Below are 15,329 nucleotides of genomic sequence, written 5' to 3' on the forward strand. Positions count from 1 at the left end.
TCGTCGAGTTTCCTATTAAAGAAATGTCGAGTGTGCGACGCTTTTAAATCAGAGAGTTATCGAGAAAGGAGCGGAAGGTTTGCACTAAAATACTGCTGCCAACTAGGGTAAATACCACACCACATAAACCATCTATATAAATGCCGGCTTGCTGCAATCTTGTTTGCAAGCGCTGCGTTGACAGCATCCATGCAAGGCTAGAAAACCAGAGTAGCGACAAACCAAACAAAATCACCAGAGCAATTCCTTTTCCTGTCACCGACATGCCCACTGGGACAAGGCTCGACATTAAACTCACAAAAAATACTAAGGCTTTGGGGTTGAGAATATTGGTTGCGAACCCCTTGGTAAACGCCTGACGTTTATTACCGATCACAAGATTACTGTTTTTGCTTGGCTGATCAGAAAGTGGGTTTTTGATCGTCGCGATCACGCCGCGCAGTGCACCGATACCCAAATACAACAGATAGCTGCCCCCAAGCAATTGTAAGACGGAGTAGAGCAGAGGATGCTGGTGAACTAAATAGCTCACCCCCGTTATGCTGAATAAAGAATGCAGCAAAATACCGACTGATAAGCCAAGCGCAATGTATAAGCCAGTTTGACGGCCATGACGGGTGGCATTTTGTACCACAAGCGCAAAATCCGGACCTGGGCTCATTAAGGCAATGAAGTGGATACTGGCAAGCGTTAAAAGGATAGTCGATTCATTCATAACACATCTCAAAACATAGTGGATATGAGCTATTGTCGTGATTCTTATTCGCTAGTGCTTGTAAAAAACTAGCAGTACTGAATACCACAGCGTATGAGATATTAGCGTGCCACTTGTGAAGGCGAGACGCCATAGGTTTGTTTAAACGCTTTACTAAAGTGGGCCTGATCATAAAAGCCCACTTGATAGGCGACGTCCGTACCACACCATCCTGCTTGGAGTAGTTTCATTCCTTGCTCTAATCGCAAGCGAGCAAACCAAGCGTAGGGAGTCATCCCCGTTTGCGCTTTGAAATGGCGTTGAAACTGCGTGGGGCTCAGTTGGCAGAGCTCTGATAGTGCATCTAAACGAACTGTTTGGTCGAGATTCGCCATTAAGTAATCTTTTAAGGTATGCAAAGACTGTTTTCCAAGAGGAACCACTTTTTGCCTCGCGAGTGATCCGTAGCGATCAAAAAGTTGATTAAATCCTTCAAAAGGAAGGCAATCTTTGGTGAGTTGGCTGAGGTTATCGCGGCGAAGAAGAGCATGCAAGTTACTAAGTTGTGAAAATATCTGTGGATCTGAGATGATCAATTCATTAAAGCGGATTATTTGACCATTTTGACTAAGATCGGCAAGATCGCTGAGTAGGCGCGGCTCGATCGCAAATACATTCACTTCATAGCCACTTTCGAGCTTAGAGTGCCCATCGTGCAGTTCATCTGGCGGCATAATTACGATTTGCCCATGACCCACTTGATGGCTACAGCCTTGATATTGGAACTTTTGCGTGCCATGCGTGATTAGACCGAGGTGAAAATCCAGATGATAGTGCCTTTGAAAAGCAAACTTCTGGTATTTCGCCTCGATCAGGCTCAGCTGATCATGGTCGGTTGCGTAGTATTGAATCTGTTCCATTACATACAAAAAAAAGCTTGGTCACATTGTGACCAAGCTTATCTGGCAATTTCTAACTTGTCTTGTAAAAAACGATCACTGTGGCTGAACGATTCGGCGTGAGCGACGGTTGTTGCGCAGTCCATCAAAGCTAAATACGACTAGCGCTCCCCAAATAAAGGCAAAGGTAATCGCTTTATCCATGGTAAAGGGTTCGCCATACATCAGTACTGCCAGTAAGAACATCAAGCTTGGGCCGATGTACTGGAAAAAGCCTAACGTTGATAATTTGAGTCTTGTTGCCGCACCCGTAAAACAAAGCAGGGGCAGTGTGGTAATCACACCTGCTGCAATCAACAAGCTATTTAATGCTAACGGGTTAGTGAGCATATTCGACGTTGGGGTTTCTGCAATAAACAGCAGATACACGGCGGCGACAGGCAGAAGGAGTAATGTTTCGATAAACAATCCTGTTTTTGCATCGACACTGACTTTCTTCCTTAAGAGGCCATAGAAGCCGAAACTCATTGCTAACGCCATCGCAACAACGGGCACGGAGCCGAATACAATCAATTGGACCAGTACACCACAGCCCGCTAATACGACAGCAAACCATTGCAACTTACGAAGTCGCTCTCCCAAAAAGACCATGCCGAGCAAGACATTGATTAATGGGTTAATGTAATAGCCTAAGCTCGCGTCAAGCATATGATTGGAATTGACCGCCCAGATGAAAATCAGCCAGTTTCCGCCAATTAATACAGAACTTGCGATCAGGTAAGCGATCTTCGTTTTGTCTTTCGCGATGTAGTAAACCGAGCGCCAGTGACGGCCAAAGTGAAGGAGTGCGGCAAGCAAAAAGAAAGACCAAATCACCCGGTGGCTCAGAATTTCCAAAGGGGATACTTGTGCGATGGATTTAAAATACATCGGCGCAATGCCCCACATGGTATAGGCACCAATCGCCAGCAAGATACCTTGCCGAGCGCGTTGTTGTTCGTCTTCTGGTGTCATGAGGTGTCACCTAATTGTGTGTTTATAGAGCAGAAAATCAGTATACGAGTCGTGATGCGAAACACCTAGCAATTTGCGGTTTTATTCACCACGAAACCCCATTACAATGTGCCCTCACTTTGTGTGCCTGGGCATGCAAAAGCATTTCTACGATCACTCAATCTGAGATTATTCATGACCTCAACCTTGCTAGCCGAAAAATCAGATACGCCTGTAACGCCTCAACGTGTGTTGGAGGAAGTATTCGGTTACCAGACGTTTCGTGATGGTCAGCAAGAAGTTATTGAAGCCGCTATCGAAGGCAAAGACAGCTTAGTCATCATGCCGACTGGTGGCGGTAAATCTCTCTGTTACCAAATTCCGGCGTTAGTGCGCTCAGGGATTACCTTGGTGATTTCACCGCTGATTTCATTGATGAAAGACCAAGTTGATCAACTGAAAGCCAATGGTGTAGCAGCGGAGTGTGTGAACTCGACCATGAATCGAGAAGAGCTACTGAGTGTGTATAATCGCATGCACTCTGGTCAGCTTAAGCTAGTGTATGTCTCGCCAGAGCGCGTGTTAATGCGTGACTTTATTGAACGTTTAGAAAACTTACCCTTATCTATGATCGCCGTGGATGAAGCACATTGTATCTCTCAGTGGGGACATGATTTTCGCCCAGAATACGCGGCGTTAGGTCAGTTAAAGCAACACTTTTCGCATGTGCCCTTTATGGCACTCACTGCCACTGCCGATGATGCGACGCGTCGTGATATTCTAGAACGCTTACGCTTACATGAGCCTCAGGTGTATCTAGGAAGCTTTGATCGTCCCAACATTCGTTACACCTTGGTAGAAAAGCACAAACCGGTTTCTCAAATCATTCGCTATCTAGCCACCCAAAAGGGAAGCTGCGGCATTATTTATTGCGGCAGTCGTAAGAAAGTTGAAATGGTGACCGAGAAGTTATGCAACAACCATATCCGCGCTGCTGGTTATCATGCAGGGATGGATACTGAAGAGCGAGCTTACGTTCAGGAAGCTTTTCAACGTGATGACATTCAAATCGTCGTTGCGACGGTTGCATTCGGCATGGGTATCAATAAGCCAAACGTGCGCTTTGTTGTGCATTTTGATATTCCACGTAACATCGAGTCCTATTATCAGGAAACTGGTCGAGCAGGGCGAGATGGCCTGCCTGCCGAGGCGATGATGTTGTATGACCCAGCCGACATCAGTTGGTTGCGTCGTATGTTGGATGAAAAAGATGATGGACCGCAGAAGCAGGTAGAAAGCCACAAACTCAATGCGATGAGTGCTTTTGCGGAAGCGCAAACCTGTCGTCGTCAGGTACTGCTCAACTATTTTGGAGAGTATCGCGAAAAGCCGTGTGGTAACTGCGATATCTGCCTGGACCCACCAAAACACTTTGATGCGACCGAAGAAGCGCGCAAAGCGTTGTCGTGTGTTTACCGCGTTAACCAAAGTTTTGGTATGACGTATGTGGTTGAGGTGCTGCGTGGGATGCAAAACATTCGTGTGCGCGAACATGGCCACGATAAAATTTCGACTTACGGCATTGGTCGTGATCACAGCCATGATTACTGGGTGAGTATCTTCCGCCAGTTAATTCATAAAGGGCTGCTATTTCAAAACATCACTCGTAACTCGACGTTGCAATTAACCGAAGAAGCACGTCCATTACTACGTGGTGATGTGTCTTTAGAACTTGCAGTTCCACGTTTAGATACCGCAGCACGTGCCGCGAAGTCGGATAAACTGACCAGCAAAAACTACGATAAGAAGTTGTTTGCCAAATTACGTAAGCTACGTAAGTCGATCGCCGATGAAGACGGTTTGCCACCATACGTGGTATTCAGTGATGCGACCTTGATTGATATGGCAGAAATGCTGCCAACGTCATACGGCGAAATGTTAGCGGTTAGTGGCGTTGGTCAACGTAAACTAGAAAAATACGCCGATCCATTCTTGGATCTGATCCAAGAACACATTACTCACCACGGATAAGGAATCCATATGCACAAGGAATTTGGTCTCGCTGATTACATTGTTGAAGAAGGGCGTCTTATTATTACCGCTCCAAGCTTCGACCTCGATACTTTTCCGGCACTGGGTGAGCGTTTGGTGGAATTATTATCTGCGTCTGTGGTAGAAAAACAGTGGGATGCGGATATTCACTCTTGGTTGATCGATTTTGAAGGCTGCCGCTTATTTATGAAAGCGGAGCACTACAGCGAAGCGATTTGGTTTGAAGCGCTAACAATAGAAGAGAGTAGGGAAGAGCTCGACTATTTAGCCGGATTGTTCCAACGCGGCTTCTAAATTCAAGTTATCTATTCTTTAAAGGGTGTTTCACATGAAACACCCTTTCTTATTTTTGCATCAAAGCCCTTGGTTTTGACGTGATGTTCGCGAAGAAACGTTTGCGTATAAAACACCGCTTGTGAGTAAAATTGGTTAATGTATAATCGCCCACCGCTTTACTCTGAATGAGTTAAGCTAGTTTAATCGTCATTTTTTACATTGTTGGTAAGAGTGCTTTTCTCTGTAGAAAACGCTCGATTTGGGTTCCCTCGCCCCCAAACCAAACTAAAAAGGTATCGCATGAGTAACTTTACCCCTGCGCAGCAGCGCAACGCCCTTATCTATCTGGTTTTATTCCACCTAGTCATTATTGCATCCAGCAATTACCTAGTTCAGCTACCGTTTACTATCTTTGGCTTACATACCACCTGGGGTGCATTCACCTTCCCATTTATTTTCCTTGCGACGGATTTAACCGTACGTATTTTCGGTGCTCAGTTGGCGCGTAAGATCATTTTCTTAGTAATGTTGCCTGCTTTGGCTGTCTCTTACTTCTTATCGGTGGTGTTCTTCGAGGGGCAGTTCCAAGGTTTTGGTCACCTAGGGGAATTTAACTTATTCGTTGCTCGTATCGCGATTGCTAGCTTCATGGCGTATCTACTTGGTCAGATTATGGATGTGCACGTGTTCAACCGCCTACGCCAAATGAAACAGTGGTGGGTGGCCCCAACGTGTTCAACGCTTTTTGGTAATGCACTGGATACCATCGCTTTCTTCGCGATTGCGTTCTACCAAAGTCCAGATCCATTTATGGCGGAACATTGGACGGAAATCGCGCTGGTGGACTACGGCTTTAAGTTAGTGATTAGTCTTGGTCTGTTTGTGCCTATGTACGGCGTACTACTGAATTACTTAATTAAGAAGCTAACGGCAGTGAACCCTAACTTTAAAGTCACTACGACGGCATAGTTTTCATCAGTTAATAGCAACAAAGCCGCTTTTGATAGCGGCTTTGTTGTTTCTAAAGCAAATGTACAGCGAAATGAGTATTTAGATCATTGGTGTCTCAAAACTCTATGAGTTGTACATAGGATAATAACGGGTATTAAAAAGGCTCCAAAAGGAGCCTTTGTCATGGGATAACAACCATTAATCAGAGGTAATCGTTAATGGCCAACCGATATCAGTTTGACGGTTGGATTCGATTTCTAGCTCAGCGGCGGTCAACGGGTTGGCCGCTAGCCACTGTGCATCAATGTTTAATGTTAGGTTGTCACCTTCAGCCGTTAATACGACGTTTGGCTCTAAGTTTTGGTTGCGACGGTGAGTCAACAACACCGCTAAGCGCAACAACCGCAGTACGCGCTTGGCACTTGAGCCTGATAACGCGTGTTGCTCAGGCAGTGAGGTGAGTTGTTCTCGATAACGACGGGCAATCTCACCAATAAAGAACTTCTGCGCGCGAGTGTAGCCAGGTAAATCCAAATTCTGGAGTAGGTAAGCACTGTGCTCACCGCCTTTTTTGAAATCGATCGTTAAGCCGATTTCATGCAGCTTTGCGGCGGTTTCAAGCAATATCTTGCCTTGAGGTTCCGTAATCCACTCATCGCCGCCGGCTTGCTCCAACAGTTTGCTTGCCAGTGTCGCAACTTGTTCACCGTATTGGTGATCGAGCTGATAACGACTTTGTACGCTGGCAATTGTGCGAGCACGGATGTCTTCTTGACGTAGCTCTTCAACCATCTCGTAGACTAAGCCTTCACGTAGTGCGCCGCCCGCTAGTGTCATCGCGTCGATTTCCAGTAATTCAAAAACGGCAATCAAAATAGATAGGCCGCTAGGGAACACTAACGCACGTTCAAGCGTTAAGCCTTCAATGTCGAGCTCTTCTAAATGATCGGCTAACATGGCTTGCTTCTGCAGGCGTTTCAATTTGGAGTGAGTGATTACTTCGTCCATACCTTGCGCTAGCATTATCTCTTGCAATGCCTGAACGGTGCCTGATGCGCCAACGCACACATCCCAACCGATTTCTGTATAGCGCTCTAGAATTGGCTGGATTGTCTGCTTCGCGCCTTCAATTGCTGCGTCAAAGTTACGCGCATTCAACTGGCGATCTTTAAAGAAGTTTTCCAGCCAAGTCACACAACCCATTTTTAAACTGGTCAGTGCTTTGGCTTCGAAACCTTCACCGATGATGAGCTCGGTACTTGCGCCACCGATATCGACAACAAGACGGCGACCGCTGCCTCCAGAAGTGTGTGCGACACCTTTATAGATAGTGGCCGCTTCTTCTTCACCGGAGATAACGTCGATTGGTTGACCAAGAATCTGGTTCGCTTTCTCCAGAAACACATCTACATTCGTGGCGGTACGTAAAGTGGCTGTGCCGACAATACGAATGTTTTGTTTAGGAATATCCTGCAAGCGTTCCGCAAATAGACTTAAGCAGTCCCATCCTCGCTGCATAGCTTCCATACTAAGAGAATTATGTTCATCTAGGCCCGCTGCTAGACGAACCTTGCGCTTAATTTTAGCCATTGTTTGAACGCTGCCATCGATATGACGCACAACGAGCATGTGAAAACTGTTCGACCCGAGGTCGATGGCGGCGTATAGCGGCGATGATCCTGCTTGACTCATAAACGAACTCAGTTTCCTTTTACGATTGTTTTGGTGCCGATTGACGCGGTTGGCGCGGACGACGTCCTTGCGGCTTGCGGTTACCTGAACCTGAACGAGTACCGCCAGTATTCGTACGACGCTGTTGGTTGCGTGGCGCACGCATACGAATTGGCGCTGGCAGATCTTGGATCAGCGCTGACGAATCGTATTCTGAAACTGGGATAGTGTGCTCAATGTATTCTTCGATTGCAGGTAGGTTAATTGCGTACTCTTCACAAGCAAAACTGATCGAGTGGCCGCTTGCACCAGCACGACCTGTACGGCCAATACGGTGAACGTAATCTTCACAGTCGTCAGGAAGGTCGTAGTTGAAAACGTGCGTCACTTGAGGAATATGCAGACCACGCGCAGCAACGTCAGTTGCAACAAGAATGTCGACATCACCTTTGGTGAATTGCTCAAGAATCTTTTCACGTTTCTTTTGCGGTACATCACCAGTAAGAAGACCGACACGGTGTCCATCGGCAGCCAAGTGACCCCAAACCGATTCACACTTGTGTTTCGTGTTCGCAAAAATGATGGCGCGATCTGGCCATTCTTCTTCAATCAAAGTTTGAAGGAGGGCCATTTTATCTTCGTTAGAAGGGTAGAAAAGTTCTTCCTGAATGCGGTGACCAGTTTTCTGTTCTGGCTCTACCACAACATGCTCAGGGGTGTTCATGTGCTCAAATGCCAGTTCTTGAACACGGTAAGAAAGCGTCGCTGAGAACAGCATGTTCAAACGCTCTTTTGGCTCAGGCATACGACGGAACAAGAAGCGAATGTCTTTAATAAAGCCAAGATCGAACATGCGGTCGGCTTCATCCAGAACAACGGCTTGAATGTTGTTAAGGTTGAATACGCGCTGTTTGTAGAAATCGATGATACGACCTGTCGTACCAATCAGAATATCGACACCATCTTGCAGCTTATTCAATTGCTTATCGTAGCTTTCACCACCGTAAGCCAAAGCGGTTTTTAGACCAGTGCTCTCAGTTAATGCTTCTGCATCATTGTAAATCTGAATAGCAAGCTCACGTGTTGGCGCCATAATGATTGCGCGTGGCTGCGTAGGTTTACGACCTTCATGCTCTGGTGTCGTCAGAAGGTGGTTGAATGTAGCAGTAAGAAACGCGAGCGTTTTACCAGTACCCGTTTGGGCCTGGCCTGCGATGTCTTGGCCGGTGAGCAGGACCGGCAACGCCAAGGCTTGGATAGGGGTACAAAATTCGAACCCTTTTTTGTCCAATCCTTCAATAACTTGGGGCTTTAAGCCCAAATCGGCGAACTTTTGCTCTGTGATATGCGTCTTTTTCATGGCTATAGAATATCAGCTAAAGCTTGCAATACGAAAGTAAATACATTCCAATAGGGCATCTAATTACTGGTTATCATCCAACCAGTTTCGAAAAACACATTGGAGTGGAAGATGAGTGATAAGATTTTGCAGCTAACTGATGACGGTTTTGAAAACGATGTAATCAACGCTGCAGGCCCGGTTCTAGTGGATTTCTGGGCAGAATGGTGTGGTCCTTGTAAAATGATCGCTCCTATTCTGGACGAAATCGCAGACGAGTACGAAGGCAAACTCACTATCGGTAAACTAAACATCGACCATAACGCAGGTACACCACCTAAGTTTGGTATTCGCGGCATTCCAACGCTACTGCTATTCAAAGACGGCAACGTAGCGGCAACGAAAGTTGGTGCTCTGTCTAAAACTCAACTAAAAGAGTTTTTGGACGCAAACTTATAATCACCAAGTGATTACAGATAAAACCGTGCAAAGTAACAACGCACGGTTTTGTTTTTCTAACTCTGGACTAGAATACTAATTAGTGCTAACTTATCGCGCGTTAATTGAACAAATTTCTCTTCTTGGTCGATCCTGAGACCAAATCCATCTTAACTAGAAAACAGATCTTATTTTGACTAAACAAGAATCCACCACCATGAACCTTACCGAACTGAAGAACAGACCTGTGTCTGACCTTGTAAAACTGGGCGAAAGCTTAGGATTAGAGAACCTAGCTCGCTTAAGAAAACAAGACATCATCTTCGCGATTTTAAAAGCGCACGCTAAAGGCGGCGAAGACATCTTTGGCGATGGGGTTCTGGAAATTCTGCAAGACGGCTTTGGTTTCCTACGCAGTGCAGATAGTTCATACCTTGCGGGTCCGGACGATATCTACGTATCACCAAGTCAGATTCGTCGTTTTAACCTACGTACTGGTGACTCTATCGCTGGTAAAATTCGTCCACCAAAAGACGGTGAACGCTACTTTGCCCTTCTAAAAGTCAATACCGTTAACGACGACAAACCAGACAACGCTCGTAACAAGATCCTATTTGAAAACCTTACCCCTCTACATGCAAATGAACGCATGGTAATGGAGCGTGGTAACGGTTCTACAGAAGACATCACAGCACGTGTTTTAGATTTGGCATCGCCTATCGGTAAAGGTCAACGTGGTCTGATTGTTGCTCCGCCAAAAGCGGGTAAGACAATGCTTCTGCAAAATATTGCTCAAAGCATCGCATACAACCACCCTGAGTGTGAGTTGATGGTACTTCTTATCGACGAACGTCCAGAAGAAGTAACAGAGATGCAGCGTCTAGTTAAAGGTGAAGTAGTCGCGTCGACTTTCGATGAGCCAGCATCTCGTCACGTACAAGTAGCGGAAATGGTAATCGAGAAAGCAAAACGTCTTGTTGAACACAAGAAAGACGTGGTTATCCTGCTTGACTCTATCACTCGTCTCGCTCGTGCTTACAACACCGTAGTACCTTCATCAGGTAAAGTACTGACAGGTGGTGTGGATGCAAACGCACTACACCGTCCTAAGCGTTTCTTTGGTGCAGCACGTAATGTTGAAGAGGGCGGTAGCCTAACGATCATCGCAACGGCACTAGTAGATACTGGTTCTAAGATGGATGAAGTTATCTACGAAGAGTTCAAGGGGACAGGTAACATGGAACTGCACTTGAACCGTAAGATTGCTGAGAAGCGTGTATTCCCTGCGATTGACTTCAACCGTTCAGGTACACGTCGTGAAGAGCTACTGACGAAGACTGATGAACTACAAAAAATGTGGATTCTGCGTAAGATCGTTCACCCTATGGGCGAAATCGACGCAATGGAATTCCTCATTGATAAGCTAGCGATGACGAAGACCAACGATGAGTTCTTCGATGCGATGCGTCGTCAGTAATAGCTGAGTCCTTATTCTAAAAAAGCCACCGTTAACGGTGGCTTTTTTGTTGCTTTCTCCCGATGGAAGCATCAGAATGAGAACAAATGTTATCGGGAGGTTAACATGCAACAAGGAATGTTGTCGTCATTACTCCTGAGCTTGTCACTTATCACACTACCCGCGACGTTATCTGCCAAGGAAATGCAGGAGTCTGTAGTAGAACAGTGGCTTCAGGATACTCAAATACAAGCTAAAGTCTCTGAACTGCTTGATTACGTTGTCAGGGATGAAGTCGACTCGCTTAAATTTGCCCTTGATCGACTAGCTTTACCTCAACAAGAGGTCGTGCGTTTTCGGTTATTGGAAAAGCTTGAGAAGCAAGATGTGATTCTCACGCCTAGAATGGCTCTGTTTGTTGAGTCTCAGATCCGTATGACTCCTACTTATCAGGTTCTAGAGCGAGGGGACGGGTATGAGTTTAGTGTGCCCGCCTTTAACTTTCCTGCTATTGCGAGCCGCTTGATTAAGCGTTGGAAGCAAGACCAAAGTACCTTGGACTTTGTACTACAAGCTGAGCGAAAAGAGCTCGACTTAAAGCAATGGCTTACAGGGCAATCTCAACAAGCTCAGGCGCGTGAAGCACTTTTGATTCGAGAATTGGACAGCTTATCACCGCATGCGCTTGCCGCATTAACCACTCAGTTAACCAAAGCGAATGTGACCAGTTGGCTACCATCGACAGCCGTGATCGTGAGATTAGCGCAAGTAAGTCAAGATGAGGAAGTGTACAACTTACTCTGGCGGATGAGAGCGGATTACAATAGCCAGTCCGAACTCGAGCGTTTAGCTACGGTTGGGGACGTTTTTTCAATTCAGCAATTGATGAACTCCACCGTCAATCCGTCACTCAAACCAGAAGCCATTAGTCTACTCACAAAATCCAACCCTTTATCTCCGCAAGTGAAACAGTTTCTAGTGAGCAAAATGGCACTATCGGAAGAAGCTACAATGGTCGCTCGAGAGCTGGCGCAGCAAGGGCATCAAACCTGGTTGGAAGAGTTAGTCTCTAACAACCATCAAGTGAAGACCCGGCAGATAGAGCAAGTATTAAAGTAACCTGGCTCACATACCCACACAAAATAGGAGGATCTTAGCGTCCTCCTATTTGTTATACTGCGGACAGTTTAATCAGCCAGTCATGAAGGCCTATGAGTTTTAAGGATTTACGCGAATTTATCGACCACCTAGAACAGAAAGGTCGACTTAAACGCATTGCTCACCCTGTCGATCCCGCTTACGAAATGACAGAAATCAGTGACCGCACCTTGCGTGCTGGTGGCCCTGCTTTGTTATTCGAGAATCCGATCGGCTACAACCTCCCCGTTCTGACTAACTTATTTGGTACGCCAGAGCGTGTCGCGATAGGTATGGGACGCGAAGACGTAAAAGAACTGCGCGAAGTTGGTAAACTGCTGGCTTATTTAAAAGAACCTGAGCCACCAAAAGGCTTCAAAGACGCTTTGGAAAAACTGCCAGTGTTCAAGCAAGTATTGAACATGCCAGCCAAGCGTCTACGTAAAGCGGCGTGCCAAGAGGTTGTTTGGCAGGGGGACGAAGTCGATTTGGATAAAGTCCCGGTAATGAGTTGTTGGGCAGAAGATGTTGCGCCACTGCTAACCTGGGGCTTAACCGTGACCAAAGGTCCGAATAAGAAACGTCAGAACCTAGGCATTTACCGTCAGCAGAAAATTTCCAAGAACAAAATCATCATGCGTTGGTTAGCCCACCGAGGTGGTGCGCTTGACCTGCGCGATTGGATGGAAACCAATCCAGGTAAACCTTTCCCAGTTTCGGTCGCGTTTGGCGCAGACCCTGCAACCATTCTTGGCGCAGTAACACCAGTGCCAGATACGCTATCGGAATACGCGTTTGCAGGTTTGCTGCGTGGAAGCAAAACTGAAGTCGTTAAGTCAGTCAGCAATGATTTGGAAGTGCCAGCAAGCGCGGAAATCGTGATGGAAGGCTATATCGACCCGAACGAGTTTGCTGATGAAGGTCCTTACGGTGACCACACTGGCTACTATAATGAAAAAGAAAAGCACCACGTATTCACCATTACGCACATTACTATGCGTAAAGACCCAATCTATCACAGTACCTACACAGGTCGTCCGCCAGATGAACCTGCTGTATTGGGTGTGGCATTAAACGAAGTGTTTGTGCCGATTCTGCAAAAGCAGTTCCCAGAGATCGAAGACTTCTATCTACCGCCAGAAGGTTGTTCGTACCGAATGGCAGTCGTCACCATGAAGAAGCAGTACCCAGGACATGCCAAGCGCGTAATGATGGGTGTGTGGTCTTTCTTACGTCAATTCATGTACACCAAGTTTGTTATTGTGTGCGATGAATCGGTAAACGCGCGAGATTGGAATGATGTCGTTAAAGCCATGTCAGAGCATATGGACCCTGTACGTGATACCTTGATGATAGATAACACGCCAATCGACTCGCTCGACTTTGCTTCACCAGTGGTTGGGCTTGGCTCCAAAATGGGCTTGGATGCGACCATTAAATGGGATGCTGAGCTGGCGACACGAACCAAGGTTACCGAGCGTGACAATAAAGCGATTACCGAAGCGGATCTGGATGCATTAAAACAGCAACGTCCTGAGATTGTTGACGTCTATCTACCAGCTGCAGCAAACAACCAATTTGCTGTCGTGACCATGAAGAAAGACCAAGCTGGTCAATCTCAAGAATTGATGGAATATCTATGGGGCTTCTTTGCTCAATACACGGATAACAAATTCATTATCTTGTGCGACGATGACGTTAATGTACGAGATTGGAATGACATCATTTGGGCTGTGACAACTCGAATGGACCCAGATAGAGACACAACTCAAGTGCGTGGTAATACTGAAAGTTCATCCAAATTAGGATTGGATGCGACCAACAAGTTCGAATCTGAAGTCACGCGCGAGTGGGGTACGCCTATCAAAAAAGATCCTAAACTTGTGGCTAAAGTCGATGAGATTTGGGACCAGTTAGGTATTCTATGAGTCATCAAGTCCACCTTCTACCAATGGACGTTACGTTTCCAGTAAAAGAAGGGGAGACGGTGTTGGAAGCTGCGCTCAACAACAATATTCGCTTCCCACACCGTTGCCAAGTTGGCGCTTGCGCCATGTGCATGTGTAAAAAGCTAACGGGCGAGGTGAATTACCACCTCGAACCGATGCTAACCGAAAAAGAGCAACAGCAAGGTTGGATATTCCCTTGCCAAGCCTATACAGAAAGTAATTTAGTGCTTACTTTTGATGAGTAAGCGAGAGGAACACCATGACCATCCAATGTAAAGTAAAGTCTATTCAGCCGTTAGCTTGTAATACTTACCAAATCCTTCTTCACCCAGAATCACCAGTGCCTTTTAAAGCGGGTCAGTACCTAATGGTAGTGATGGGTGAAAAAGACAAACGTCCTTTCTCTATCGCGAGCAGCCCTTGCCGTCATGAAGGTGAACTTGAACTGCATATCGGTGCGGCGGAACACAACGCTTACGCTCAAGAAGTTGTCGAAGCAATGCAAGCGGCGCTTGAAACTGATGGTCAGATTGAAATTGATGCCCCGCATGGTGATGCTTGGGTTCAAGAAGAAAGTGAACGTCCACTATTATTAATTGCTGGTGGTACAGGTTTTAGTTACGTGCGCTCGATTCTGGATCACTGCGTCGCGCAGAACAAAACCAACCCTATCTATCTATATTGGGGTGCGCGCGATAACTGCCAACTTTATGCAAAAGAAGAACTGGTCGAGATCGCTGATAAGTTTACTAACGTTCACTTTGTTCCAGTTGTAGAAGAAGCACCTGCTGATTGGCAAGGTAAGGTTGGTAACGTGCTACAAGCGGTGAGTGAAGATTTCGAAAGCTTAGAAAACTACGATATCTATATTGCAGGCCGCTTTGAAATGGCTGGCGCAGCACGTGAACAGTTCACTCAGAACAAGAAAGCGAAGAGCGAACGTATGTTCGCAGACGCGTACGCATTCATTTAAATACGGCTTATGAGGCAGAAAAAGAGGGTTTTTTACCCTCTTTTTTGCTTTTTTGATGAAATAGTCATCGAACAGTCGGTTTTTCCCATTTTTTTCCAAAAAAGGGTTGCGAACGGATCTGAGTTCCCTATAATGCGCATCCACCGACACGGCAGACGCGATAAGGCTTCAGCAGGGTCGGAGAGGTAAAAAGCTTCTACGAAAAATAAAATTGAAAAAGTGTTTGACACTGCCAATTAAATCGCTAGAATGCACCTCCGCTTTGAGAGAAAAACTTCTCGCAAAGCAAGCTCTTTAACAATATAGACCTATCAATCTGTGTGGGCACTCGTTGATGATAATCCAATTAGAAATTTCTCTTAATAAAGAGGGGTTTCAAATTAGGTTTCAATGAAACGAAGTGACCATTGAATCTTCGGATTCAGCACAGTCAATTCAAACATTACTTTATGTAATGTTCAGTATTCATTGAGCCGAACAAAATCTTAAATTGAAGAGTTT

General features: G+C 46.0%; 14 protein-coding genes. 9 read left to right on the plus strand and 5 right to left on the minus strand.

The window, feature by feature from the left end:
- Positions 1 to 43: 43 nt before the first annotated feature.
- From FKN08_RS23185 to rarD, 3 genes are all read right to left on the minus strand, one after another.
- A complete protein-coding gene (locus tag FKN08_RS23185) occupies positions 44 to 715 on the minus strand; it encodes a LysE family translocator (RefSeq protein WP_005397021.1) in 672 nt (223 codons plus the stop codon).
- Between the two features lie 101 nt (positions 716 to 816).
- Positions 817 to 1,614, minus strand: coding sequence for an AraC family transcriptional regulator (locus FKN08_RS23190; RefSeq protein ID WP_170892945.1), 798 nt, complete (start codon positions 1,612 to 1,614; stop codon positions 817 to 819).
- Between the two features lie 75 nt (positions 1,615 to 1,689).
- On the minus strand, positions 1,690 to 2,607 hold the full coding sequence (gene rarD / locus FKN08_RS23195) for an EamA family transporter RarD (RefSeq protein ID WP_006743075.1): 918 nt from the start codon (positions 2,605 to 2,607) through the stop codon (positions 1,690 to 1,692).
- Positions 2,608 to 2,781: 174 nt separating this feature from the next.
- Between rarD and recQ the strand changes: the two genes are divergently transcribed.
- The 3 genes from recQ (at position 2,782) to FKN08_RS23210 (ending at position 5,883) form a co-directional block, all read left to right on the plus strand.
- A complete protein-coding gene (gene recQ / locus FKN08_RS23200; protein WP_164667116.1) occupies positions 2,782 to 4,617 on the plus strand; it encodes an ATP-dependent DNA helicase RecQ in 1,836 nt (611 codons plus the stop codon).
- A 9-nt stretch (positions 4,618 to 4,626) separates the two neighbouring features.
- Complete coding sequence (locus FKN08_RS23205) at positions 4,627 to 4,932, plus strand: DUF3630 family protein (RefSeq protein ID WP_170892946.1); 306 nt, start codon at positions 4,627 to 4,629, stop codon at positions 4,930 to 4,932.
- A gap of 282 nt (positions 4,933 to 5,214) precedes the next feature.
- A complete protein-coding gene (locus FKN08_RS23210) occupies positions 5,215 to 5,883 on the plus strand; it encodes a 7-cyano-7-deazaguanine/7-aminomethyl-7-deazaguanine transporter (protein ID WP_005397008.1) in 669 nt (222 codons plus the stop codon).
- 180 nt (positions 5,884 to 6,063) lie between these two features.
- Here FKN08_RS23210 and gppA read toward each other — a convergent pair whose 3' ends face one another.
- Together gppA and rhlB are read right to left on the minus strand one after the other, a co-directional pair.
- Positions 6,064 to 7,557, minus strand: coding sequence for a guanosine-5'-triphosphate,3'-diphosphate diphosphatase (gppA, locus tag FKN08_RS23215; protein ID WP_170892947.1), 1,494 nt, complete (start codon positions 7,555 to 7,557; stop codon positions 6,064 to 6,066).
- Positions 7,558 to 7,576: 19 nt separating this feature from the next.
- Positions 7,577 to 8,896, minus strand: a complete 1,320-nt coding sequence (rhlB, locus tag FKN08_RS23220; protein WP_005397003.1) for an ATP-dependent RNA helicase RhlB — start codon at positions 8,894 to 8,896, stop codon at positions 7,577 to 7,579.
- A gap of 111 nt (positions 8,897 to 9,007) precedes the next feature.
- Between rhlB and trxA the strand changes: the two genes are divergently transcribed.
- From trxA to fre, 6 genes are all read left to right on the plus strand, one after another.
- The gene (gene trxA / locus FKN08_RS23225; protein ID WP_004745500.1) at positions 9,008 to 9,334 is read left to right on the plus strand and encodes a thioredoxin TrxA; all 327 of its coding nucleotides are present in this window, start codon (positions 9,008 to 9,010) and stop codon (positions 9,332 to 9,334) included.
- A gap of 196 nt (positions 9,335 to 9,530) precedes the next feature.
- Complete coding sequence (gene rho / locus FKN08_RS23230) at positions 9,531 to 10,790, plus strand: transcription termination factor Rho (protein WP_005378757.1); 1,260 nt, start codon at positions 9,531 to 9,533, stop codon at positions 10,788 to 10,790.
- Between the two features lie 105 nt (positions 10,791 to 10,895).
- Complete coding sequence (locus FKN08_RS23235; RefSeq protein ID WP_005398448.1) at positions 10,896 to 11,888, plus strand: hypothetical protein; 993 nt, start codon at positions 10,896 to 10,898, stop codon at positions 11,886 to 11,888.
- Positions 11,889 to 11,980: 92 nt separating this feature from the next.
- Positions 11,981 to 13,834, plus strand: coding sequence for a 4-hydroxy-3-polyprenylbenzoate decarboxylase (ubiD, locus tag FKN08_RS23240; protein WP_170892948.1), 1,854 nt, complete (start codon positions 11,981 to 11,983; stop codon positions 13,832 to 13,834).
- A complete protein-coding gene (locus tag FKN08_RS23245; RefSeq protein ID WP_012841284.1) occupies positions 13,831 to 14,100 on the plus strand; it encodes a 2Fe-2S iron-sulfur cluster-binding protein in 270 nt (89 codons plus the stop codon). Before ubiD ends, FKN08_RS23245 begins: the two co-directional genes overlap by 4 nt.
- Before the next feature lie 14 nt (positions 14,101 to 14,114).
- Complete coding sequence (gene fre, locus FKN08_RS23250; protein ID WP_005398442.1) at positions 14,115 to 14,828, plus strand: NAD(P)H-flavin reductase; 714 nt, start codon at positions 14,115 to 14,117, stop codon at positions 14,826 to 14,828.
- The last annotated feature ends 501 nt before the right edge of the window (positions 14,829 to 15,329 follow it).

The sequence above is a fragment of the Vibrio sp. 1-2 (7-a) genome, from assembly GCF_013048515.1.
In the GTDB taxonomy this organism is placed as follows: domain Bacteria; phylum Pseudomonadota; class Gammaproteobacteria; order Enterobacterales; family Vibrionaceae; genus Vibrio; species Vibrio diabolicus.